The organism is uncultured Eudoraea sp. (genome assembly GCF_947260015.1).
Classification (GTDB): Bacteria; Bacteroidota; Bacteroidia; order Flavobacteriales; family Flavobacteriaceae; genus Eudoraea.
Window position 1 is genome coordinate 50123 of the sequence record NZ_CAMYOM010000013.1, and the last position, 24838, is coordinate 74960.

17 protein-coding genes and 1 pseudogene are annotated in these 24838 nt (G+C 39.1%); 7 read left to right on the forward strand and 11 right to left on the reverse strand.

Going from position 1 to position 24838, the window contains the following annotated elements; genetic code table 11:
* Positions 1 to 26: 26 nt before the first annotated feature.
* The 5 genes from gldL to Q0X66_RS07900 form a co-directional block, all read right to left on the reverse strand.
* Entirely contained in the window at positions 27 to 674 is a 648-nt protein-coding gene (gene gldL / locus Q0X66_RS07880; protein ID WP_297704989.1) for a gliding motility protein GldL, read from the reverse strand.
* 139 nt (positions 675 to 813) lie between these two features.
* Positions 814 to 2169 (reverse strand): gliding motility lipoprotein GldK, encoded by a 1356-nt coding sequence (gldK, locus tag Q0X66_RS07885; RefSeq protein WP_297704991.1) that lies wholly within the window; start codon positions 2167 to 2169, stop codon positions 814 to 816.
* Positions 2170 to 2285: 116 nt separating this feature from the next.
* Positions 2286 to 3443 carry a formimidoylglutamase gene (locus Q0X66_RS07890; RefSeq protein ID WP_297704993.1) on the reverse strand — a complete coding sequence of 386 codons (1158 nt, stop codon included), beginning with the start codon at positions 3441 to 3443 and terminating at the stop codon, positions 2286 to 2288.
* Between the two features lie 15 nt (positions 3444 to 3458).
* Entirely contained in the window at positions 3459 to 5933 is a 2475-nt protein-coding gene (topA, locus tag Q0X66_RS07895; protein WP_297704995.1) for a type I DNA topoisomerase, read from the reverse strand.
* A gap of 119 nt (positions 5934 to 6052) precedes the next feature.
* A complete protein-coding gene (locus Q0X66_RS07900; protein WP_297704998.1) occupies positions 6053 to 7282 on the reverse strand; it encodes a hypothetical protein in 1230 nt (409 codons plus the stop codon).
* Between the two features lie 164 nt (positions 7283 to 7446).
* On the opposite strand from Q0X66_RS07900, the gene miaB reads away from it, so the two are divergent.
* The 7 genes from miaB to groL all read left to right on the forward strand — a co-directional run bounded on the left by miaB (position 7447) and on the right by groL (position 14167).
* Positions 7447 to 8892, forward strand: a complete 1446-nt coding sequence (miaB, locus tag Q0X66_RS07905; RefSeq protein ID WP_297705000.1) for a tRNA (N6-isopentenyl adenosine(37)-C2)-methylthiotransferase MiaB — start codon at positions 7447 to 7449, stop codon at positions 8890 to 8892.
* Positions 8893 to 8894: 2 nt separating this feature from the next.
* The gene (locus tag Q0X66_RS07910; protein WP_297705001.1) at positions 8895 to 10160 is read left to right on the forward strand and encodes a sigma-54 dependent transcriptional regulator; all 1266 of its coding nucleotides are present in this window, start codon (positions 8895 to 8897) and stop codon (positions 10158 to 10160) included.
* Between the two features lie 86 nt (positions 10161 to 10246).
* Positions 10247 to 10726: an LptE family protein gene (locus Q0X66_RS07915; RefSeq protein WP_297705091.1), complete on the forward strand. Its 480-nt coding sequence runs from the start codon at positions 10247 to 10249 to the stop codon at positions 10724 to 10726.
* Between the two features lie 74 nt (positions 10727 to 10800).
* A complete protein-coding gene (locus Q0X66_RS07920) occupies positions 10801 to 11724 on the forward strand; it encodes a hypothetical protein (protein ID WP_297705003.1) in 924 nt (307 codons plus the stop codon).
* Positions 11725 to 12090 carry a preprotein translocase subunit SecG gene (gene secG / locus Q0X66_RS07925; protein ID WP_297705005.1) on the forward strand — a complete coding sequence of 122 codons (366 nt, stop codon included), beginning with the start codon at positions 11725 to 11727 and terminating at the stop codon, positions 12088 to 12090.
* A gap of 141 nt (positions 12091 to 12231) precedes the next feature.
* A complete protein-coding gene (locus Q0X66_RS07930) occupies positions 12232 to 12510 on the forward strand; it encodes a co-chaperone GroES (protein ID WP_297705008.1) in 279 nt (92 codons plus the stop codon).
* A 22-nt stretch (positions 12511 to 12532) separates the two neighbouring features.
* Positions 12533 to 14167 (forward strand): chaperonin GroEL, encoded by a 1635-nt coding sequence (gene groL / locus Q0X66_RS07935; RefSeq protein WP_297705010.1) that lies wholly within the window; start codon positions 12533 to 12535, stop codon positions 14165 to 14167.
* A gap of 652 nt (positions 14168 to 14819) precedes the next feature.
* Here groL and Q0X66_RS07940 read toward each other — a convergent pair.
* From Q0X66_RS07940 to Q0X66_RS07965, 6 genes and pseudogenes are all read right to left on the reverse strand, one after another.
* A pseudogene (locus tag Q0X66_RS07940) lies at positions 14820 to 16085 on the reverse strand (efflux RND transporter periplasmic adaptor subunit); the annotation flags it as partial.
* 43 nt (positions 16086 to 16128) lie between these two features.
* Complete coding sequence (locus Q0X66_RS07945) at positions 16129 to 18630, reverse strand: heavy metal translocating P-type ATPase (protein WP_297705012.1); 2502 nt, start codon at positions 18628 to 18630, stop codon at positions 16129 to 16131.
* Between the two features lie 3 nt (positions 18631 to 18633).
* Positions 18634 to 19179 (reverse strand): DUF3347 domain-containing protein, encoded by a 546-nt coding sequence (locus Q0X66_RS07950; protein ID WP_297705014.1) that lies wholly within the window; start codon positions 19177 to 19179, stop codon positions 18634 to 18636.
* A 47-nt stretch (positions 19180 to 19226) separates the two neighbouring features.
* Positions 19227 to 20444, reverse strand: a complete 1218-nt coding sequence (locus Q0X66_RS07955) for a TolC family protein (protein WP_297705016.1) — start codon at positions 20442 to 20444, stop codon at positions 19227 to 19229.
* Positions 20441 to 24208 carry an efflux RND transporter permease subunit gene (locus tag Q0X66_RS07960; protein ID WP_297705018.1) on the reverse strand — a complete coding sequence of 1256 codons (3768 nt, stop codon included), beginning with the start codon at positions 24206 to 24208 and terminating at the stop codon, positions 20441 to 20443. The genes Q0X66_RS07955 and Q0X66_RS07960 overlap by 4 nt, the downstream gene beginning before the upstream one ends.
* A gap of 110 nt (positions 24209 to 24318) precedes the next feature.
* Positions 24319 to 24741, reverse strand: a complete 423-nt coding sequence (locus tag Q0X66_RS07965; protein ID WP_297705023.1) for a hypothetical protein — start codon at positions 24739 to 24741, stop codon at positions 24319 to 24321.
* Positions 24742 to 24838: the final 97 nt, after the last annotated feature.

Below are 24838 nucleotides of genomic sequence, written 5' to 3' on the forward strand. Positions count from 1 at the left end.
TTGATTTGGGTTTACTAATACACTAATTAGTTTTTGCTCATAGCAGATAACATGCCGCCATATACTCCATTTAAGGAAGAAAGATTGGAAGCAAGAGATTCCATTTGGTCTTTAAGAGCACTTGCATTTTGAACAACTTCTTCATTAACAGAAGCTTGTCTGCTAGCGCTTTCCAATTGTACTTTATACAAGCTGTTTAAAGACTCCATTTGAGACGCTGCCTCTACCATTTCATCTGAATATTTTTTAGTAGATTCCATAGCATCCACTGAAGGAGCAATACCTTTTGCAGCACCTTCAAAATTACGAATGCTTTCTCCAAGGCTTTCCATAAGGTTGGCATCTATGTTAGCTTCTTTTAAAAGCTCATCCAATTTTCTGGATAATATACCTTCTGCTTCTTTGGCGTCTGAAACATCGTTTTTGCCACCAGACATACCTCCAGATAATTCCGGGTATACCAGAGACCAATCGTATTCATCATCTACTGGTTCAAATGCACTAATTGCGAAAATAAGGGCTTCTGTAATAAGACCTACCGCCAGAAGTAGACCACCTGTTAGAGGTCCAAATTCCCAGTGCAGGATTTTAAATAACGCACCAATGATAACCACTGATGCTCCGAGGCCATAGGCCATGTTAAATAATTTCTTTGTTGATTTTGACTGTGCCATAATTCTAAATTTAATTTAAGTTTAATGTTAAAAATAAGTATTTTTGATTTTGACTGTGCCATAATTCTAAATTTAATTTAAGTTTAATGTTAAAAATAAGTATTTGGTTTATTGTTTGATTTATTTATATACGCAAAAACTATTGTGTTGAGTCTTCTTCTCCCATATAATCTTGAACGGTTCTAAAACCGATATAACTTCTGGCAGAATCTCTATACTCATAATCTCTTGTACTTACCTGTAGGAAATAAGCAACATCTTTCCAAGAACCACCACGTATAACTTTTCTTTTGTTACCATAATCACCTGCATTGGGATTCATAGTAGATTCATACTCGTAAGAATTTGGGTCATAGCTGGAGTTAGTCCATTCAGAAACATTTCCTGCCATATTATAAAGATTATAGTCATTTGGCTCATAAGACTTGGCTTCTACAGTATACAAAGCTGCATCAGCTGCATAATCTCCCCGCTGTGGTTTAAAGTTAGCCATGAAGCAACCCGTATCGCTAATTACGTAAGGACCACCCCAGGGATAAGTACCACTTTCAATTCCACCTCTGGCTGCATATTCCCATTCAGCTTCTGTAGGCAACCTGAATCCGTTAACAAATTGTTTGCCTTTGCTCCTCTGGTCGTCATTTTTAAATTTTGTTCTCCAGTTACAAAAGGCCTGGGCCTGTTGCCAGGAAATTCCAACAACCGGATATTCACTGTAGGCATCGTGCCAGAAATAATCATTATGCATTGGCTCATTATAAGAGTATTGAAAGTCTCTTATCCAAACCGTCGTATCAGGATAGATCTCCAATTCCTCATGTCTAATAAAATCTCTTCTTCTGGCATCTCTTGAACGTGCAGCTGCCTCAATATCCATCCAGTTGTAACTGTATTTTATTTTTGTGACATCTACAGTGCGTTGACCATTATAGGATTCCTCTTCAGGAATATATATTGAATCCATTATTTCTGTATAGTATTCATCAGGATATTCCGAAGTGTCCCAGATCAAATCCTGATCTCTATTCAGTGCTCTTCCTTCATAACCAGTCTCGCCCATGCCGGAATAATTATCCATCATATACTTTTCATAAGTAGACATATTGGTAGTATCCGCATCTTTAAATGCAAATTCGCCGATACCTTCATCCTCCGGACCCATTCCTAATTCATCAGCCAGAATGGCCAACTTTGTTCTTACGATGGAATCTTTCACCCATTCTACAAACTGGCGATATTCACTGTTAGTGATTTCCGTATCATCCATATAGAATGATCTTACGGTTACAGTTTTGGTTGGCGCATTAAGAACCTTCCCTACATCTTCTTCACTTTTACCCATGATAAATGCTCCTCTTGGGATTAGTTCCATTCCATAAGGTTTTTCCGGATGCCACTTTTTACCCTGGACTCCAACTAGTTCTCCTTTTGTTTTAGACCCACAACTGGTGAGCAAAAAAACAAACGCTATAGATAATAACAATAGCTTCTTCATACTTTAGGTTAAATTTCGATTAAGACTATAAACAGTATTCACAATTATTATTCTCTAAAACTGTATTTTGAATAATTTATTGTATAAAACGGTCTATCCTTTAAAATAATTTATTGTTAGTTAAAACCTTTCTTATAGGCCTTGAACCACCTTTCGGGAATATTTTGGTTACATGCGTCTAAATAGTCCTGTTCAGTGCATGGTAATAACGCAGGTGAATTTATTTTATTATGCGAAGATAAAATTGATGGAATCTCAACCCACCATCTTTCGGTAAGTAAACTTTTATAAAAAATTAATTGTTCAGCTTCTATAGGTACATTAAACTTGTTAAAGTCTTTGCTTTTAGCACTTGGAATCTCTTTTATTCTAAAATTATATCCTTCTATAAAATACCATATAATCTGTGAAATTAATTGAAATGATTGTACGGTATTCTCGCTTTCATATATTCCAAATATTGCAACATTATCACTCATACCGGCATATCTGGCTATTGCACATATTTCTCTTCCATTAAATCCATTCGGTGAAAAATTCTTGGACCCGTCAATCTCGCCCGCTTTTATTACCCTGGCATCCAGGCTTACAATATGTGCATTTCTCAATACGGGTTCTGCAAGTGAAATGTCGGAGGTTATTTCTCCCAGCCTGTATGCATCAAAAAATAGGCGGTCCATAAGATCTATTTCTTCCTGTGCATTAAAATAGCTTTGATAACCAATATTTGAAAAGTTGAAAAGATTGTTGGGCTTATCTGTAATTATTTTACTCATATAGGAATGCGAAGAAATAAGTTCCTCATCCGCCCCGAAATCGAACCTGCTGTCTATTGACACCAGATTTATCATATCCTTAATTTTATCAAATGCCCTATAGGTAGGGTAAGTAATGTCCTGAGTGGCCCCAATTATAATCGGAATTACATTTTCTTCAAGTAATTCGGCTACAATTTCCTTTACAACAAAATAAGTGTCCTCGACCGACTCTCCTTCATCTATATCGCCAAGGTCGACAAAGACTGAATTCCAATTACCCATTAATAGTTTGTAAAGTTGAATTCTGATCTCGGTAGTATCTAGTCGCTCTGTTTTCTTTTCAAATGCATTTCTCGATTCCAGAACGCCCATTAAGGCAAAAGAAGCATTTGCTAAGACAGGTAAACCTTTTTTCTCTGTATGCTTATGAATATTCCTGCCCAGAGATTGTGGTGGTAATAGCTCACAGTGTGCAAGGGCCATTTCACTAACAGGAAGTAAAAAATCGAAAGCCATATTTATATGCTAATCTTAGGTTTTCTTAGTCTTCTTTTTGGGTTTTTTCTTTTCGAGTAATGCTTGTACATCTTCCAGGGAGATATTAGCGGCATCTACTTCTTTGGCAAGCTCAATCTTGGTCTTGCCTTTGATAATGGTGTGCCTTCCCCAGCGAGCCTTTTCAATCCGGATGCCTTCATCAGACCATTCCCTGATAAGTTTCTCTGCCTCTTTTTGTTTTTTGGATTCTATTAACTCAATAATATCAGCTTCCGTGAGATTATCAAAATCATACTTTTTATTCACATTAATAAACATCCCATCCCATTTGATAAAAGGTCCAAAGCGACCTTTACCTTTGGTAACATCTTTATTTTCATAAACCGCAATAGGAGCATCTGCTTTTTGCTTTTCGCGAATTAATTCTATCGCCCTTTCTAGATCAACATCAAAAGCACTTTCACCTTTGTCCAGAGAGACAAATTTTTTGCCGAATCTAACATAAGGCCCAAATCTGCCAACATTGGCCTCAACTTCCTCACCTTCAAAAACACCCAATTTTCTGGGAAGTTGGAAAAGTTCCATTGCTTCCTCATAGGAAATGGTATTAAGGGACTGTTCCGGGAGTAAACTAGCAAATAATGGCTTGTCCTCTTCCTCAACGGTGCCAATTTGAACCATAGGGCCAAATCGTCCCAAACGAACTGCAACTTGTCTACCCGATTTAGGGTCCTTACCAAGGACACGTTCTCCGCTTGCACGTTCCGCGTTCTCCTCAACATCGAGTACCTGCGGGTGAAAGTCCTTATAAAAGTCTTTGATTACCTTTTTCCAATCTTCCTGACCTTCAGCAATTTCGTCAAAATCTTTCTCCACTTTGGCAGTAAAGTTATAATCCAAAATATGCGCAAAATGATTTACCAAAAAATCATTGACAATCATTCCTATATCTGTGGGTACTAATTTACCTTTATCCGAACCAACTACTTCTGCAAGAGATTTTTCCTCAACTTTATCTGATTTCAAAATCAATTGAGAATACTTTCGTTCTTCTCCTTCAATACTTCCTTTTTCCACATAACCTCTGTTTTGAATAGTGGATATTGTTGGTGCATAGGTTGAGGGTCTTCCAATACCCAGCTCCTCCAGTTTCTTTACCAAGGTAGCCTCTGTATATCTATAATGGGGTCTTGTGAAACGTTCTGTTGCAGTAATATAATTATAGAATAACTGATCGCCGGTTTTCATTGCCGGAAGCAAACCTTCCTGCTCTTCAGCTGAATCCTCTTCGTCCTTACCCTCAAGATATACTTTTAAAAATCCATCAAATTTAATGACTTCACCATTCGCGGTAAATTCTTCCTGATAAGAGCTCGATTTGATTTTTACATTAGTACGTTCTAATTGTGCATCGCTCATTTGTGAGGCAAGCGTACGTTTCCAAATCAATTCATATAATTTAGACTGATCTCTCTCCAGTGAAGGAGATTGTAAATTCATATCCGTAGGTCGAATGGCCTCATGAGCTTCCTGAGCTCCTTTGGATTTACCTTTATAATTTCTGACTTTACTGTACTGTTCACCATAATTCTGAATAATGGTATCTTTGGCAGCTCCTATTGCTTCCCCCGATAAATTTACACTGTCTGTCCTCATGTAAGTAATCAGACCGGCTTCATATAATCGCTGGGCAACCTGCATAGTTCTGGCTACTGAGAAATACAATTTACGGGATGCCTCCTGTTGTAGAGTAGAAGTAGTAAATGGTGCAGCCGGGGATTTCTTTGCAAGTTTTTTATCCAGGTTTGCAACATTAAATAGAGCTCCTTCATTTTTATTTAAGAATACCCGAGCCTCTTCTTTAGTTTGGAAATTCTTTCCGAGTTTTGCTCCAAAGACATTCCCTTTCTCCGTTTTAAATTCCGCCACTACTCTATAGGAAGCTTCAGGCATGAAAGCATCAATATCGCGTTCCCTTTCAACAATAAAACGAACAGCTACAGATTGAACCCTTCCTGCAGATAACCCTGGTTTAATTTTTTTCCAAAGAACAGGTGATAGCTCGTATCCAACCAATCTATCAAGAACTCTTCTTGCCTGCTGGGCGTTTACCAGGTTATAATTAATTTCCCTTGGGTTTTCAATTGCATTTTGAATAGCCGATTTGGTAATGGAATTAAACACAATACGTTTAGTTCTGGATCGATCGAGGTCCAGGGTCTCGGCCAAATGCCAGGAAATAGCTTCACCTTCCCGGTCTTCATCACTCGCCAGCCATATGGTGTCTGCTTTTTTCGCAAGGTCCTTAAGCTTTTTTACCAGGGCCTTCTTGTCCTGGTCGACAATATATTTAGGTTCAAAGTCCTTTTCTACATCAACTCCTAACTCTTTGGAAGGAAGATCAGCTATATGGCCAAAACTGGATTCAACTTTATAATCTTTTCCCAGAAATTTTTCTATTGTTTTGGCCTTTGCAGGCGACTCTACGATTACTAAATTCTTAGCCATTCATCAGTTTTTGAAGAAACAAAAGTATGTCAAATTTTTTATTTGGTGTTTTTAGTCCTTATCAAAGCATAAAAAAACATCCCAAAATACGGGATGTTTCCAATAAACCTCATTAGAATCTAGTTTAGATTCATGGAACTGACTAGTTCAATATCATTATCTAAATATCTATACTGGTACAGGATTTCATCACCAATCATTATCAAAGTTTCATCCATTGGTATGACATCAAAAGTGATAATATTTTCATAATGATTTAATGATACAAGATTATCAATATTAGTTTTATCATAGACCTTAAGACCAGACTTCCCATCACAGATAAATAATTTATTGTCTTTTATTCCCAACCCATAAGGTTCATCCATGACGTAAGATGTTGCCAGGACAGGTGTTGTAATGTCGGAAATATCAACAATAAATAGGCCACTCTCAGTCGCCCCGCAATTATTACCGCCGCGCAAGGTAACATAGGCATAATCTCCATCAACCACTACAGGGTCACAAGCAGTGCCATGTTGAAATTCTGAAATAAATGTTGGTGTGGCCGGAGAGGTTATATCATATATATACATACCCCGCATACTTCCTAAAAACAAATTATTACCTCTGTTAAAAATTGTTTCAATATCAAAACCGGCATAAATATCTTCCAGATCCTTGGGGTTTTCCAAATCACTAATTTCAAACACATTAATTGTGTGACTGTCTACAACGTATAAATAATCATTTACAATTTTAAATCGCGCCAGCGAACCTCCTTGTCCAACCTGGCTATCATTGGCAGCTTCGGCCAGCAAAATCTGATCGTCAAAACGATCATATACTTCAGATTTCAATCTGCTTTCAGTCTGAACATCCCAACCAATTAATATTTCATTCTGATAATTAATGCCATCGTATTCATAAATATCAGCGATGGGCCATACAACATTATCACGTAAGACGTCTTCCATTCGGTTAACAATTCTAATAGCATTAATTTCAGAAATGTCTAATACTATTAAGTCTGTTAAACTGTCGGCAAAAAGGAAATTTCCTTTAACAGAAATATCTACGTTACCTGCTATTTTAATAAATGAAATTTTTTGTGGAGAACTAGGGTCGCTATTATCAATAACATGTACTCCTTTGTATTTGTCATTAACAAAAATATAGTCCTCGTAAGCATAGATCTTACCTGATTCATTGATTGGTCTTGGCGCAACGATATCCACACTATTCTTAAAATCTGTAACACTCATTGTTATTGGGGTTGCAACAAGATAGTCGGCATATTCGCCTTCTTCTTTTTTGTCACATGATACAAAACTTATAACAAGTAGCAGGGTTAAAATATTTTTTTTCATAGCTCAATTGATATATTAAAGATATTGGGTTGTATAAAAGCAGATACTTATTATAACGTCCAGTTGCGTAAATTTTGTTAAATAATTAACTGTCAATTTGTCACTAGTGTGCATAATATACTATCTTTGCAGACTGTTTGAGCCATCGTAGAAGAGACAAAAGAATGGAGAAAATTATTGAGGAAAAAAATCAAGGCACTGCACTTACGCTGGAGAAAGACCAGAAAAACAGCCGTAATTTATATATTGAAAGCTATGGCTGTCAAATGAATTTTTCAGACAGTGAAATTGTTGCTTCCATCTTAGCACAAGAAGGTTTTAATACCACTAATTCTTTGGAAGAGGCAGACCTTGTTTTGGTGAACACTTGTTCTATTCGGGAAAAAGCGGAGCTGACTGTTAGAAAAAGGCTTGAAAAATTTAATGCCGTTAAAAAAACTCGTCCGCATTTGAAAGTAGGAGTATTGGGATGTATGGCAGAAAGGCTTAAAAGTCAGCTTTTAGAAGAAGAAAAAATCGTTGATATGGTGGTGGGTCCTGATGCTTATAAGGATCTGCCAAATCTTATCCGAGAAGTAGATGAGGGAAGGAATGCCGTTAATGTTATACTTTCCAAGGATGAAACATACGGCGATGTGGCTCCGGTGCGATTAAATTCAAACGGGGTAACCGCCTTTGTATCCATTACTCGTGGCTGTGATAATATGTGTACCTTTTGTGTTGTTCCCTTTACAAGGGGTCGGGAGCGCAGCAGAGATCCTCATTCAATTGTAAATGAAGTAAATGAACTATGGGAAAAGGGGTTTAAGGAAGTTACCTTATTGGGCCAGAATGTTGACAGTTACTTGTGGTATGGAGGTGGTTTAAAAAAAGATTTCCGTATAGCATCAGCAATACAGCAAGCAACATCAGTGAATTTTGCCAATTTATTAGAATTAGTTGCTCAAGCGCAGCCTAAAATCAGGATCCGTTTTTCCACTTCAAATCCACAGGATTTGACTCTCGATGTTATTGAAACCATGGCCAGATTTAAAAATATCTGTAATTACATTCATCTGCCTGTTCAGAGTGGAAGCGACAGAATTTTAAAGGCAATGAACAGATTGCACACCAGGGAAGAATATTTTGATTTAATAAATAATATTAGGAACATTTTACCGGACTGCGCCATAAGTCAGGACATGATTACGGGATTCCCAACGGAAACGGAGGAAGATCACCAGGATACTTTATCTTTAATGGAATATGTTAAGTATGACTTTGGATTTATGTTTGCCTATTCTGAACGACCAGGTACAATGGCGGCGAGAAAACTTGTAGACGATATCCCTAAGGAAGTAAAAAAAAGAAGATTAAGTGAGATTATTGATCTGCAATTAAAGCATAGCTTTTTTAGAACAAAACAACATTTAGGTAAAGTAGAAGAAGTTCTTATCGAAGGGACATCCAAAAAATCTGAATTGCAATGGATGGGACGTAATTCTCAAAATACGGTTGTGGTTTTTCCCAAAGAGAACTATTCAGTTGGAGAATTTGTTATGGTACGAGTAGAAAATTGTACTTCTGCCACTTTATTAGGCGAAGCAGTTGGTTATTCTGAAAACAATTAAGTATGGAAAGTGTACAGGCAATAAAACAGCGTTTTGAGATTATCGGAAATGATCCAAAGCTTAATCGCGCGTTGGAAAAGGCTATTCAGGTTGCCCCTACAGACATTTCTGTCTTGGTTACAGGTGAAAGTGGTGTTGGAAAAGAGGCCGTACCAAAAATTATTCACTCTTTATCCCATAGAAAACACGCAAAATATATAGCTGTAAATTGTGGAGCCATCCCCGAAGGCACGATAGACAGTGAGCTATTTGGGCATGAAAAAGGAGCTTTTACCGGGGCGACACAAACCAGAAGAGGATATTTTGAAGTTGCAGATGGTGGCACCATCTTTTTAGATGAAGTAGGGGAACTTCCACTTACCACTCAGGTACGGCTACTCAGAATATTGGAAAACGGGGAATTTCTAAAAGTAGGATCTTCTCAGGTACAAAAAACCGATGTTCGTATTGTGGCTGCCACGAACATGAATATGATAGAGGCCATCAAAGAGGGAAAATTCAGAGAAGATTTATATTATAGATTAAGTACGGTAGATATTCATATTCCTCCTCTAAGAGAACGAAGTGAGGATGTTCATTTATTATTTAGAAAATTTGCGTCGGATTTTGGCCAGAAGTATAAAATGCCAACTATTAGGCTGCGGGATGATGCCATACAATTACTTACAAAATACAGATGGCCCGGAAATATCCGACAATTAAGAAATGTTGCTGAACAAATATCGGTTTTAGAAACGGAAAGAAATATAAGTTTATCAACTTTAAACGACTATTTACCAAATGCCAACGATTCTAATCTTCCGGCCGTAATTGAAAGGAGAAAAAAGGAAAGTGATTTTAGTAACGAAAGAGAAATTCTTTACAAGGTCTTGTTTGATATGAAAGGAGATCTTAATGATCTCAAAAAGCTTACCTTGGAACTGCTTCAAAACAATGATTCCTCGAAAGTACAGGAGGAAAATGAACATCTGATCCGTAAAATCTATGGTACGAACGGGGAGGATGCTAAGGAAGAAGATAGTAAAGCATTAAAAGTTTTACCCCTTCCGGAAGCCAGAATAGAAACAGGACCGGAAATACAACAGGAAGACAAATATCATTTTGCAGAGGAAATAGAGGAGGAAGAAACACTTTCTTTACAGGAAAAAGAAATTGAATTAATCCGTAAATCACTTGAGAGAAACAGGGGCAAACGAAAAGCCGCAGCCGCAGAATTAGGAATTTCTGAAAGAACGCTTTATAGAAAGATTAAACAATATGATTTGTAACTAAATTTTGAATTCAACTATTCCGCTAACTTTTTGAACTATATCTTTTGAAAAAAACATTTAATAGTATTTTGAGCACCTCTCTGATGTTACTTTTAATTGGTTGTGGAGCTTACAACTTTACCGGGGGCGATGTAGGTACGGCAACATCATTTCAAGTAAATTATTTCCAGAATTATGCTTCACAAAGTCCCGGATCTACTTTTGAACCAGGTTTGGATAGAGATTTCACCCTGGCCCTGCAGGATCTGATCCTTAATCAAACAAGTTTAGATTTGCGCAATTCAGATGCAGATTTATTATATGAGGGCGAAATTGTAGAATTCAGGATATCACCAATGACAGCGACCGCAGAACAGCGAGCGGCTCAGAATAGATTAACCATGGGAGTGAACGTTCGCTTTTTTAATCGGACAAAAGAAGATGTGGATTTTGAGCAGCGTTTTTCTTTTTTTTATGATTATGATGCTAATTCACAATTCTCATCCGTTAAGGATGAAGCTCTAGAGGCTATTTTTGAAAGAATAACCCAGGATATTTTTAATCAGTCGCTAGCAGACTGGTAGAATATATCTCAATATAATAGATGAGTTACTTAATACTGACGAGAATTAAAATAGTGGTTTACTAGTTAATTGATATGAACGTAGCAGACTTTACATTCTTATTGCAAAATCCGGCTAAGGTTTTAGAACCTGTCCAGACCAATCAATTGGAAGATATCCTTAAGGAGTACCCGTACTTCCAGGCTGCCCGTGCACTTCATTTAAAAGGACTAAAGAATCTGAATAGCTTTAAATATAATAATGCCCTGAAAGTGACAGCGGCCTACACCGCCGACAGGGATATACTTTTCGATTTTATTACCTCCGAAGTGTTTCTCCAAAACTCAATTGCAGATACTATTTCTGGTAAAACTTTACCATTGGCAGACAAGGATATCATCTCAGAAGAGGTTGAACCTAACCCTGATGCTGACACTCACCTTATTGATGATTCAGAGGATCATCCTTTACCTCAAACCGCTAAAGACGCGAATAAGATCCTGGACCCTTCACTTTTTGAGTCGAAGGATCCTGAAGTAGATAAAGACATCGCAGCGAAAAAAAAGGCAGCGGCAGAATTAGAGCTTGGCAAACCCCTCCCCTTTACAAAACGAGAAAAACATTCTTTTGGTGAGTGGTTACAGCTTACTTCATTTAAATCAATAAAAAGGGGAAAAGAAGAATACAAAGAAGAGGAAATGAAGGATATTCACTTTCCATTAGAGGAGGACATCCTAAAAAAGAAAAAATTTGAGTTAATAGATAAGTTTATAGAAAACAAGCCTAAGATAGATCCCTCAGATAATCTGACTTCAAACATTAACATTAAAGAATCAACTACACTTGATAAAAATGAGTTGATGACTGAAACACTGGCGAAGGTATATCTGGAGCAAAAAAAGTATAAAAAAGCCATTCAGGCATATAAGATTTTAAGTTTGAAATATCCAGAAAAAAGTAGTTTCTTTGCAAACCGAATAAAAGCTGTACAAAAATTACGGCAAGAAAACACAAAATAAATGAGCACATTTTCAATCTTTTTAGTCCTTATCATAGTGGTTTGTTTACTCCTGATATTGGTTATTATGGTGCAAAATCCTAAGGGAGGCGGATTATCTTCTTCGTTTGGTGGAGGAGGAACTCAAATTGTTGGGGGTGTTAAAAAAACTGGTGATTTCCTGGATAAAAGCACCTGGACTTTAGCCACGCTATTAATAGTTCTTATTCTATTATCCAATGTAGCACTTAAAGGAAATTTTGGGGAAACCGAATCTAAATTACTGCAAGGTGATGATATTGATAATGTAGTTCCCGAAACCGTTCCTGAGGAAGTTCCGGAACAATTACCTGCAACTGACAATAACAATCCTTCAGATTCAATTTAGTAGTGTAAAGAAATAAAATATATTCAAATGCCAGCATAAATGACAAGCTGGCATTTTTATTTTAACATTATGTCAGTTTTTAAGCAATGGCATAATTTCTGCCCAATAGAAGGAAACAATTTAAACTAAAAACTAAGTAATATGGCTAAAGTAAACATTAAACCACTTGCAGACAGGGTCTTAATTGAGCCTATGGCAGCGGAGACCAAGACGGCATCAGGGATTTATATCCCGGATACTGCAAAGGAAAAACCACAAAAAGGGAAAGTCGTGGCAGTAGGTCCGGGAACTAAAGATGAGAAAATAACAGTTAAAGTCGGAGATACTGTACTTTATGGAAAATATGCAGGTACTGAACTTAAACTTGAAGGTTCCGATTACCTTATGATGCGTGAAAGTGACATTTTAGCAATTATTTAATAACAAAAATTACAACTAGAAAATGGCAAAAGATATAAAGTTTGATATTGAAGCACGGGATGGCCTAAGAAGAGGTGTTGACGCACTGGCAAACGCCGTAAAAGTAACCTTAGGACCCAAAGGAAGAAATGTAATTGTAAGTAAATCGTTTGGAGCTCCTATCGTAACTAAGGATGGTGTTACCGTAGCTAAGGAAATAGAATTGGCAGATGCTCTGGAAGATATGGGCGCACAAATGGTAAAAGAAGTTGCTTCCAAAACGAATGACCTTGCAGGAGACGGAACAACCACCGCTACTGTACTGGCGCAGGCAATTGTTAAGGAAGGACTTAAAAATGTTGCAGCCGGCGCTAATCCTATGGATCTTAAAAGAGGAATTGACAAGGCTGTTGATGCCATCGTTCAAAACTTAGCAAAACAAGCTAAAAAAGTAGGTGATTCCTCAGAAAAAATTAAACAAGTTGCAACTATTTCATCCAACAATGATGAGAACATTGGGGAACTTATTGCACAAGCTTTCGGAAAAGTTGGTAAAGAAGGTGTTATTACAGTTGAAGAAGCAAAAGGAACTGATACTTATGTAGATGTTGTTGAAGGTATGCAATTTGACAGGGGATATCTTTCTCCTTATTTTGTCACTGATTCAGACAAGATGATTGTAAATCTTGAAAACCCATATATATTGTTGTTTGATAAGAAGATCTCAACAATGAAAGATCTGTTACCTGTTCTTGAGCCGGCAGCACAATCTGGGAAACCACTATTAATAATTTCTGAAGATGTAGATGGAGAAGCTTTGGCTACTTTAGTGGTTAACAAATTAAGAGGTTCTTTAAAGATAGCAGCGGTAAAAGCTCCCGGATTTGGAGATCGAAGAAAAGCTATGTTGGAGGATATAGCTATTTTGACCGGTGGTACCGTAATTTCAGAAGAAAGAGGATTCTCTCTGGAAAATACTACCCTGGATATGTTGGGGAGCTGTGAAAAAGTTACCATTGACAAGGATAATACAACCGTTGTCAACGGAGCCGGAACAGCAAAAAACATAAAGACAAGAGTAAATCAAATTAAATCTCAGATTGAGACCACTACGTCTGATTATGACAAAGAAAAACTTCAGGAACGTTTGGCCAAATTGGCTGGTGGAGTTGCTGTACTTTATGTAGGTGCAGCCTCTGAAGTGGAGATGAAGGAGAAGAAAGACAGAGTAGACGACGCGCTTCATGCAACAAGAGCAGCCGTAGAAGAAGGTATTGTTGCCGGTGGTGGTGTTGCATTTATCAGGTCAAAATCCGTACTCTCTAAAGTGTCTGTAGAAAATTCAGATGAAGAAACGGGACTGCAGATTGTAGCAAGGGCCATTGAAGCTCCAATGCGAACAATTGTAGAAAATGCAGGTGGAGAAGGTTCTGTAGTGGTGGCAAAAGTACATGAAGGTAAGGGTGATTTTGGTTATGATGCAAAATCCGAGACCTATGTTCATATGCTTGAAGCGGGAATCATTGATCCTGCAAAGGTTACCAGAATAGCATTGGAAAATGCAGCTTCTGTTGCAGGAATGATCCTGACTACAGAATGCGCCTTAACGGACATCAAGGAAGAATCCGCTCCGGCAGGACCACCAATGGGTGGTGGTGGAATGCCAGGTATGATGTAAGAATTTGAAATTTAAGTTAAAAAACCGCTCTTAAAAAAGAGCGGTTTTTTTATTAAGTATACCTTTTAATTAGTATAGATTTCTGTCTTATAAAAAGCAGGAACAGAAAACCAGTAGCGTATAAAAGTCTATCTTACCAAATTTTCTGTAGCCAGATCTATAAAACGGTAAGCCCGGGCATTTGTTCCGTCTATAACGGCTAATACTTTACAAAACAGAATTTGTTATCCTTTCCGGGTATCATCATCCAATTTAAACTTACCGGCAATGAGCGTATTTTATTGTAATCGTAGTTCAGTCTAAACTGCCAAATGCAGCTTTCTTCTATTGGCAATCCTAAATTGTTAGACAAAGACACTCAACCAGAATAACAGGTTTGTGAAATGGCTTGTGGCCCAAATAGAAAAATACAGGCATAAATTGTGGTTAGTAAATACATACTTCTTCAACTGCCTTAGTTTAGTATGTAGATCTATTCAATCTTTACAATGTAGCTACTTCCTATATTATTAAAAGAATTATTTTACAGGGTAACATTAGTATGAGAGTAGAAAGAAAACAACGGTTTTTATATCGTCTAAGTGATTTTTACTCATATCTAGACCAGGATACCTCAAATATAATGTGTGCATCAATCCGGTAATATCTAGTTATGACTCTCATGACCTGTCATTACTTTTTCCGCTTTTTCGTTCATCATGGATTTTTTTCCTTTGAGTTGGGCCGCAGCATCCACTGTAAAAGTTCCGTTAGTCACAATCTCATCACCATTTTGTAATCCATTTAAAACGACATACCCTTCATTGAGCATATCTCCCAGAGTTATTTCACGCATTTCAAAAGTCGGATTTTCCGGATCAGTCTTGATATAGACCACCGAACGTTCCCCTGTCCAAAGAACAGCACTTTCTGGAATTACAATCATATCATCCTTCATTTTTGATCTAAGTCCTATCATACCGGCCACGAACATTCCCGGCTTTAATTGACCTTTTGGGTTTTGAAGAACTGCTCTGACCTCTATAGTTCTTGTCGCCGAATTCAATACAGGATCTATAAAGGAAATTTTAGCATCGAACTTGGTATCCGGATAGGCCTTGGTAACGATATCGATTTTTTGGCCTTCCTTTAAAAGAGAGACCTGATTTTCATAAGCATCAAAAACTGCCCAAACAGTATTGAGATTAGCAATTTTAAATAAGGGCGAACCTTGTTTTACATAGTCGCCGGCTTTTACCATAATTTCCGAAACTGTTCCTGAGACGTTGGCATAAACAGGGAAATTGTCATTAACCTTAGCTGTTTTCTCAATCTGCTCAATTTGTTTTTCGGATAGTTTCCAAAGTTTTAGTTTATTGCGAACGGCGTGGTATAAAGCAGGTTGAGATTCCTTTAGGCTTGCGGCCGTTATCAATTCCTGTTGGGCCGAAACCAATTCAGGGGAATAGATGGTCGCCAGCTGCTGCCCGTTTCTGACTTCCTCGCCCTCAAAATTTATGAACAGTTTTTCTATCCGTCCATCAAAGTAAGAAGCCTGTGTTGCAATAGCCTTTTCGTTTTCCTTTATTTTTCCGGAAAGTTTAAGGGTATTATCGCCCGAAGTTCCCAGGCCAACTCTGGTAGTACCAATATTGGCCAGGGCCATGGCGTTCTTTGTCAATTTAAATTGGCCAATTGCCAAACCATCCGCTTCGGATTCGGCAGGAATCAAATCCATTCCGCAAATGGGGCAAGCACCCGGTTCGGGTTGCATAACTTGTGGATCCATAGAACATGTCCACATTTGGACTGATGTCATTTCCTGGCTATGGTCATGTTCTTCAGCTAGACCTTCATTTGAGTTATTTCCAAAAAAGAGGTATCCGGCCAACAAGCCTCCGATTGCTGCCAGTCCGATATAAAGAATGTTTTTTTTCATAATTCTGAAATTTATTTTTTTGTCTTTTCCTTAGATCATTGGTTTAATCTATTATTGTATTTCTTAATCTGAGTGAATTGGCAATGACAGAAACAGAGCTAAAACTCATGGCTGCAGCAGCTATCATCGGGGAAAGCAATATCCCAAAAAAAGGATAGAGCACTCCGGCAGCAATGGGTACGCCAAGAGTATTGTACACCAGTGCGAAGAATAGATTCTGTTTGATGTTCTTCATTACCTTGTCACTCAGGTTTCTTGCTTTTACGATTCCATGCAAATCGCCCTTTACTAAAGTAATGGTTGCACTCTCAATAGCCACGTCTGTTCCTGTGCCCATGGCAATACCCACATCACTTTTCGCCAGGGCCGGGGCATCGTTTATACCATCTCCTGCCATTGCAACTACTTTTCCAATCCCCTGAAGTCGCGCTACTTCATTCAACTTGTCCTCAGGGAGCAAACCCGCCTTAAAATGAGCCAGATTTAGTTCGCCAGCCACCGCCTGCGCGGTATCGTGATTATCACCTGTTAGCATAATGACTGCGATACCTTTATCCTGTAATTCCTGGATTGCCTTAGCACTTGTCCCTTTTATTTTATCGCCAATAACAATATAGCCCGCGACCTTTTGATCAATAGCCAGATAAGAAACAGTTTTACCTTGTTTTTGATAGGTCCGGGCTTCGTTTTCCATTGCCTCTAAAAAAGATGCATTGGCCTTTTCCATCATTTGGGCATTGCCCAGAGCCGTCTTCTTTCCGTTCACTTTTCCTTCAACGCCTTTGCCTGTTACCGCATTGAAACCAGGAGCTTTGAGGATTTCCACCTGTTGTTCTTTACCATATTTTAAGGTAGCCTCCGCTAAGGGATGTTCACTCAGGCTGTTCAGGGAGACGATGTATTGTAAAACATCTTTTTCGCTAAAATTATCCCCGAATGCACCAACTTTTTCAACCGTTGGTTTTCCTTCTGTAATGGTTCCGGTCTTATCTATAATCAAAGTATCTACTTTATTCATCTTTTCCAAGGCTTCGGCATTTTTGATAAGTACCCCATTCTGTGCACCCTTGCCGACACCGACCATGACCGACATCGGTGTAGCTAACCCCAATGCACAGGGACAAGCGATTATCAATACCGCAATTGCATTGACGAGGGCATAGACATAGGCAGGCTCGGGTCCCCATACCACCCAGACTATAAAAGTGATGACCGCTATAATAACGACCACCGGAACAAAATAGCCCGAAACTGTATCCGCTAACTTTTGAATAGGTGCACGGCTGCGACTCGCATCGTTGACCATTTGTATAATTTGAGAAAGTAAGGTGTCCGATCCAACTTTTTCTGCCTTCATCAAAAAGGACTGATTACCGTTGATAGTGCCGCTACTTACTTTGTCGCCAAGGCTTTTGTTCACTGGAATGGGTTCGCCCGTAATCATGGATTCATTTATGGAAGTCTCGCCTTCGGCAATTACACCATCCACAGGAATCTTGTCGCCTGGTTTTACCCTTAGTATATCGCCCAATTGTATCTGGTCTATGGCAACTTCCTCTTCCTGACCATTGACAACCCGAACAGCCTTGTTGGGAGCCAGCTTCAACAATTCCTTTACTGCGGAATTTGTTTTACTATGTGCCCTTGCCTCCAATACTTGCCCTAACAAGACTAAGGTAAGTATGACAGTAGCGGCTTCAAAATAGACGTGAACGCTTCCTGTTTCCGTTTTGAATTGGGCCGGGAAAAAGTCTGGAAAGAGCATTCCGAATACACTGAACAGCCATGCCACACCTGCTCCTATTCCTATTAGGGTAAACATATTGAGGTTCCAAGTCCTGATGGAGCGATAAGCACGTTCAAAGAACATCCATGTTGCATAGAACACTACAGGAATGGAAAGTGCGAATTGTATCCAGTTCCAGTTTTTCTGTTCCATAATTTCATGGAGCGGATTATTGACCAACATTTCGGACATCGCAATCACAAAGATGGGCAAGGTGAAGGCCAATGCTATCCAAAACTTTTTGAGCAACTTTTTATAGGTTTTTTCCTCTGCCGAAAGGTTGGATTCGATCGGAACGAGATCCATCCCGCAGATGGGACAACTACCCGGTGCGTCCCTCATTATTTCAGGATGCATAGGGCAGGTGTATTGTGTTGAAGATAAGGACTGGAAATTTTGTTCCTCTACCAAATCCATTCCACAGACAGGACAATCCCCGGGTTGATCATAGGTCTTATCACCTTCACAATGCATCGGACAATAAAATGTGCCTGTACCATTTCCTTTGGGGGTTTCCGTTTTATTTGCTTCTGTATGGTGATGTTTGCCCCATTCATAAATGCTGTACCCACCACCATCATTTTTCAAAGCCTCCTGAAACTTGTCTAAGGGAATATGGGTTTCCATCTCAATGGTCGCCTCCTCTTTTTCTAAATCTACTGAAACCACGGTTACACCTTTCACTTTTGCAAGTGTTTCCTGAACATGGTTTCTGCAACCGCTACAGGTCATTCCGTGTATGTGATAGGTGTGCTTCATGTTTTATTTTTTTATAGTTTCAGTAACTTTTCCACATTTCAGCATCTTCTCGCCGTAATACGGATTTCTGATTTCTTCTACATCGGAAATCCAATATCCGCCTTTTCCATCGAAGGCCATAGGGCAAAACTGCTTGTAGATGGCGCCTTCAGAAATAGTTTCTTTGAACAATGGTTCCACCTTTTCTGTAAGCTCCGAAAATAGCGTGCGTTGTTTTTCTATGTCTTTGGTATCTAACATAGCTATGGCCATAGACTTAATTTCGTCACTTTCTCCGGTAAAACTTTCAGCAAGATTTCCGGCTGCCAAATTCACTTCCTCGGCATCGGAATTCACCAAAGCAATTCGGATCTGCTGATAATCATAGAATACTTTTCCGCTCACCTCATCCGAAAAGGAGGCGTCGGCAATTTCAGGAGAACTTTCCTTTTTAGCTTCGATTTCAGCTGGGGCATTCATTTTAGTACCCTGCTTTTTATTTGCATCCCCACATGAGGCTAAAAAAATGACAATGATAGTTGTGATTGTTAAGGTTACTCTTCGTTTCATCTTTTTATTTTTTAGAGTTTAAATTGATAATTATGAAATTGTATTTCTTATTGATTAGTTAAATAATTGATTACGGCCGTTTGAACATAATAATTTTTGACGGCCTCTATCAGGCTTGTTTGGAAACGCAATTGTAATTCCTGGATGTCAAGAACATCGTTGAAATCTATGGTTCCTGTTTCATAGTTTTTTATAAGAATTTCCTCTGCATCTTTAGCCTGTTCCAAATTCCTTATTTGCGTTTTATATTTGATATATGAGGCTTCCTTATTCGAAAGGGCTTCGCTTAAAATGGTTTCCAGGAGATTAGTTCGATTCGTTTTTTGCGCAATGATTTCCTCCTGTCGCATTTCATTTTGAACAGTCCTCGATTTATAGTTGTTGTTAAAAATGGGAATGGACAAGGAAACCATGGGCATCAGAATATCCTTCCCGTTATCGCTAAAATCCATGCCCGGTCTTTTCTCTACAGGTATATAATCCAACCCAAAACCAATATTCGGACTTGCCTCCTTTTTATTCAAAACTTCGGATTGTGCTACCGATTCATACAGCCTGTCATATTTTTCCAATTCAGGATGCAGCGTCAACGGACTGCTGCTGATTTCTATGGGTTCGTACACTGGTAAGTCATCAGCGACATCGATAGAGGTATTTTCATTACGATTCAAGAAATTGTTGAACTGCGTTTGGACTGCCCGATATTCCCGCTCCAGGACCAATTTAGCTGCTTTAAGTTCATTCTGTCTTATCTGGAGTCTTAGAACATCAACCGCAGATGCGCCACCGACTTCAACCGAGGTCAAAGCCAACTTTTCATAAGTATTCAGGAGTTGAATGTTTTCTTCTAATACTACTTGCTTTTCCTCAATGGCGTATAATTCATAATAGGATTGAGATACGGATAATCTCAATTTTCTTTTGGTGATCACAATATCCAAATAGTCTACATCGGCTAGAGAACTAGCATAGTTTTCACGTAATGTAATGGTCCCAAACCAGGGAAGCATCTGTTTGAAAGAAAACCGCGCTTTTTGAGCACCCGTTCTCGTTTCAGGTTCGCTAACAAAAACGCCCGCGTTCACTTCCGTATTTGGCAAGGTATTAGCTTCTTCCACTTTTTCCTTAGCAATATTGTACCGGAGCCCAAATGCCTGCACTTCGGGATTGTTGTTTTCAGCTTCCTGAATATAGGAGTCCAGGTTTTGGCCTTTTACTGCCGTAACCATTAAGAATCCCATTAAGATGGTCATAGTATTTTTCATGCATTTAATCTTTTAAGTTGCCACTCGTTTTTCCAGCTATACAATACTGGCACCACCAGCAGTGTTATCAAGGCTATCAACATACCCCCGAAAGAGGGTATTGCCATGGGAATCATAATATCGCTTCCCCGACCTGTAGAAGTCAACACTGGTAATAAAGCCAGAATCGTTGTTGCCGTGGTCATCAAACAAGGACGTATACGTTTTTCCCCTGCTTCCACAACCGATGCTCTTACGGCTTCCAGGGTGCTGGGTTTGTTCTGGTCAAAGGTCTGGGTCAGGTACGTGGCCATGACCACACCATCATCTGTGGCTATCCCAAAAAGGGCAATAAATCCTACCCAAACTGCTACGCTTAAATTAATAGTATGCATTTGAAACATATCGCGTAAATTCTCGCCAAAAAAATTGAAATTCAAGAACCAATCCTGTCCATAGAACCAAATCATAATAAAGCCTCCGGCAAAAGCCACGGCGATTCCTGTAAAAACCATTAACGAAGTGGATACCGAACGAAACTGGAAATACAGGATCAAAAAGATAATAAGCAAAGCCAATGGCACGACTACAGATAAAGTTTTTTCTGCCCGTATTTGATTTTCATATGTACCTGTAAATTGATAGTTGATGCCATTGGGAACTACCAGTTCTCCGTTGTCTATTTTTTGTTGGATAAGGGCCTGCGAATTCTCTACTACATTGACTTCGGCAAAACCGTCCAGTTTATCAAAAAGCACATAACCCACTAAAAAAGTATCCTCGCTTTTGATGACCTGAGGTCCTTTTTCATAGCGGATGTTAACCAGTTCGCTCAAAGGAACAGAATTGCCCTTTGCCACCGGAACATAAATGTTCTTGATGTCAGTTGGGTTTTCCCGGAGCTCCCTTGGATAGCGTACACGAACCCCATAGCGTTCCCTGCCTTCCACCGTCTGGGTCAAAATCATACCACCAACAGCCACTTCTAACACTTGTTGCACATCTTCGATTTGGATTCCATATCTGACCAGAGCCTCCCTATCAATATCAATCAGCAGGTAAGGTTTGCCAATTATCCTATCGGCAAATACTGCTTCATCCTTGACCCCTTCCACTTCTTTCAGGATATTCTCCAGTTGAATGCCAAAGGCTTCAATTTGCCGTAAATCCTGACCCTTGACTTTGATCCCCATCGGTGCGCGCATTCCTGTTTGGAGCATAACCAACCGGGTTTCGATAGGCTGTAATTTGGGAGCAGAAGTAACTCCGGGCAAACGCGTTAGACGTATAATTTCGTTCCAAATATCATCGGGGGATTGTATTTCTGGTCGCCAATTACGGTAGTACTCCCCATCGGGATCGGGAACCAAATTATCAAAACCGATCTCCGAGAAATCTTCAAGATCGGTTTCCTTGTATTCGTGGGCTTTTTCATCAAGTACCGTATTCGGGTTTAAAATAAAATTGCCATCATTCAATACGAATAGTCCATCATCATTTACCTTAAAGCGCTGCTGTTTGCCGGCCTCGTTCAGAATGTATTCACGTTTGTACTGAATCATATTTTCGTACATGGATAATGGCGCAGGATCTAGTGCGGATTCCGTTCGCCCCGCCTTACCAACTACCGTTTCGATTTCAGGGATAGTGGCTACGGCCATATCCAATTGTTGCAACACCCGTTTATTTTCTTCAACTCCGGCATGGGGAAGTGATGTAGGCATCAACAAAAAGGAACCTTCGTTTAAGGAGGGCATAAACTCCTTGCCTGTATTTTGCATGATAAGTACTCCGAAAACGACGATCACTGTTGGTATGAACAGGAACAGCAATTTGTTACGCAAGGCCCAACTCAAGATACTGGTGTAATATTTACGAAAGCTTAAGAATACCGCCAAAAGCCCAAAGCAGATTAGCGATACAAAAACCAAATTCCATAAAATATTCTTGTCCAATCCCAAAGGCCGCCAATATTCTGCCAGAAGAAAAATGATGACCAAAACCGAGATAACGATATTGATCAGATTTGCACGTTTTTCGGTTAAAGAGAACCCTTTAAACAAACGTGATGCCAGTTCAGGATTCTTTAACAGTCCTACTATTCCAAATGCAATTAATACTAATCCTGGCCAGTAACCATACACAACGGCCAGAACCCCTAGAAAGACAAAAATTCCGTTGATGACATAGCCCAAGGTCTTTTTACCACTTTTCTTTCTAAAGAGAAAGGCGGCAAAGGGAGGTATGAGAAACAAAGCGACGATTATGGATGCGGTCAAGGCAAAGGTTTTCGTAAAAGCCAACGGTCGGAATAGTTTTCCTTCGGCCCCTATCATCGTAAATACCGGGATGAAACTGATAATGGTGGTCATAACCGCCGTAACTATAGCACCGGAAACTTCAGCTGTAGCATTATAAACAACCGTGTTTATGGGCAGTTTTTCTCCATTCTCGTCCAGATGTCGGATGATATTTTCGGAGAGGATGACACCCACATCCACCATAGTGCCAATGGCAATGGCAATCCCCGATAGTGCAACAATGTTTGCATCTACGTTAAAAAGTTTCATTGCTATAAAAACCATTAATACGGCTACCGGTAACAACCCGGAAATTAATATTGAGGCACGCAAATTGAAGACCATGATAATAATAACCAAAATGGTAATGAGAATTTCCAAACTCAGAGCATCATTAAGTGTTCCAAGGGTCTCCTGAATTAACTCGGTCCTATCATAAAATGGTACAATTGTAAGTTGCGAGTTTCGGCCATCGGATAATTTTTTGGAAGGAAGTCCCGGGCTGAGTTCATTAATTTTATCTTTTACACTATTAATTACTTCAAGCGGGTTTGCTCCATATCTGGCCACGACGACACCCCCAACAACTTCTGCGCCTTCCTTATCGAGAATACCGCGGCGAACAGCCGGTCCCAGCGAAACATTAGCAATATCCTTTATGCGAATGGAAGTATAATCCTCCGAAATGACTACAGCATTTTTTATGTCTTCCAAAGATTCCACATAGCCAAGACCTCTTACCAGGTATTCAGCCTGATTGATTTCCAAGGTCTGTGCACCAATATCACGATTGCTCTTTTTGACCGCATTAACCACATCATGAAGACCAATATTATACTGCTTCATCAATTCAGGATTCACATCAATCTGGTATTCCTGTACATAACCACCGATAGAAGCTACTTCGGAGACGCCACTTGCTGAGGTAAGGGCGAATTTTACATAGTAGTCCTGAACGCTTCGCAATTCCTGCAAATCCCAGCCGCCTGTAACGTTTCCCTCTTCATCCCTACCTTCCAAAGTATACCAGAAAATTTGCCCCAGGCCCGTTGCATCTGGCCCAAGTGCAGGGCTTACGCCCTCAGGTAATATATTACTAGGTAGGGAATTCAGTTTTTCAAGAATTCGGCTGCGGCTCCAATAGAATTCAACATCCTCTTCAAAAATGATGTAGATACTCGAAAATCCGAACATAGAGGAGCTGCGTATTGTTCTGACTCCAGGTATACCCAATAAAGATGTTGTTAAAGGATAGGAGATCTGGTCTTCAATATCCTGGGGAGAACGACCGGGCCATTTAGTAAAAACAATTTGTTGGTTCTCACCTATATCCGGAATAGCATCAACCGCCACGGGATTACTTGGTAAAAATCCAATGTCCCAGTTAAACGGGGCATTCACTATTCCCCATCCTACAAAAAGGACAAGCATCAGAACAGCGATCAGTTTATTATTTATGAGATATTTAATGCTCTTGTTTAGCATATGAATTGATTATTAAACAGTTAGAAACTGAAGTTGACCAATAATGTAATCAACAACTTAAGCCCATTAAACAGCAATAACTGTCGGGCTATAATTTCAATGTTTAAAAATCAAATGAGAAAAGTCTGATCGAGAATTTGTATATCCCTGATCAGGAGGGGTGGGGAATACTCTTTGAAAGAAATGAGGTTTTTATCAACCGATTCAAATAAGTTAACATAAGTGTAATAGAACGTCGAGATAAAGATCTGTTGCTCAAAAGTGAATTGATCAAAAGAAATTTTCAAATCATCTTGTCCTTCCAGGATAATTTCCAAATCGGTACAGCAATCCATCTCCATTTCCATAACGGAATCCTCGTCCGTTATTCCGGAAGCACTTGCATTCATATCGCAACCGTCTGCAGTTTCAAAAAAACTGTAATCTACCAAAAGGTCTCCACAATAGTGCATATCTACTGTAAAGGACATAGTAGAGAACAACACTAAAAGTGCCATGGTAACAGATACTATTTGACGCAAAGTTTCCTTCATCAGTAATACAAAACTACGAAAATTTGTCTTTTATTGTATTGGTTAACAAAAGTTTAAATGTTCTTTCGCTCTAATTCAGGAGATCATTTCGCTAAGA

Bases quoted from the DNA above. Each gene is read 5' to 3' on its own strand.
- gldL (WP_297704989.1), bottom strand. From the start codon at position 674: ATGGCACAGTCAAAATCAACAAAGAAATTATTTAACATGGCCTATGGC.
- gldK (WP_297704991.1), bottom strand. From the start codon at position 2,169: ATGAAGAAGCTATTGTTATTATCTATAGCGTTTGTTTTTTTGCTCACC.
- Q0X66_RS07890 (WP_297704993.1), bottom strand. From the start codon at position 3,443: ATGGCTTTCGATTTTTTACTTCCTGTTAGTGAAATGGCCCTTGCACAC.
- topA (WP_297704995.1), bottom strand. From the start codon at position 5,933: ATGGCTAAGAATTTAGTAATCGTAGAGTCGCCTGCAAAGGCCAAAACA.
- Q0X66_RS07900 (WP_297704998.1), bottom strand. From the start codon at position 7,282: ATGAAAAAAAATATTTTAACCCTGCTACTTGTTATAAGTTTTGTATCA.
- miaB (WP_297705000.1), top strand. From the start codon at position 7,447: ATGGAGAAAATTATTGAGGAAAAAAATCAAGGCACTGCACTTACGCTG.
- Q0X66_RS07910 (WP_297705001.1), top strand. From the start codon at position 8,895: ATGGAAAGTGTACAGGCAATAAAACAGCGTTTTGAGATTATCGGAAAT.
- Q0X66_RS07915 (WP_297705091.1), top strand. From the start codon at position 10,247: ATGTTACTTTTAATTGGTTGTGGAGCTTACAACTTTACCGGGGGCGAT.
- Q0X66_RS07920 (WP_297705003.1), top strand. From the start codon at position 10,801: ATGAACGTAGCAGACTTTACATTCTTATTGCAAAATCCGGCTAAGGTT.
- secG (WP_297705005.1), top strand. From the start codon at position 11,725: ATGAGCACATTTTCAATCTTTTTAGTCCTTATCATAGTGGTTTGTTTA.
- Q0X66_RS07930 (WP_297705008.1), top strand. From the start codon at position 12,232: ATGGCTAAAGTAAACATTAAACCACTTGCAGACAGGGTCTTAATTGAG.
- groL (WP_297705010.1), top strand. From the start codon at position 12,533: ATGGCAAAAGATATAAAGTTTGATATTGAAGCACGGGATGGCCTAAGA.
- Q0X66_RS07945 (WP_297705012.1), bottom strand. From the start codon at position 18,630: ATGAAGCACACCTATCACATACACGGAATGACCTGTAGCGGTTGCAGA.
- Q0X66_RS07950 (WP_297705014.1), bottom strand. From the start codon at position 19,179: ATGAAACGAAGAGTAACCTTAACAATCACAACTATCATTGTCATTTTT.
- Q0X66_RS07955 (WP_297705016.1), bottom strand. From the start codon at position 20,444: ATGAAAAATACTATGACCATCTTAATGGGATTCTTAATGGTTACGGCA.
- Q0X66_RS07960 (WP_297705018.1), bottom strand. From the start codon at position 24,208: ATGCTAAACAAGAGCATTAAATATCTCATAAATAATAAACTGATCGCT.
- Q0X66_RS07965 (WP_297705023.1), bottom strand. From the start codon at position 24,741: ATGAAGGAAACTTTGCGTCAAATAGTATCTGTTACCATGGCACTTTTA.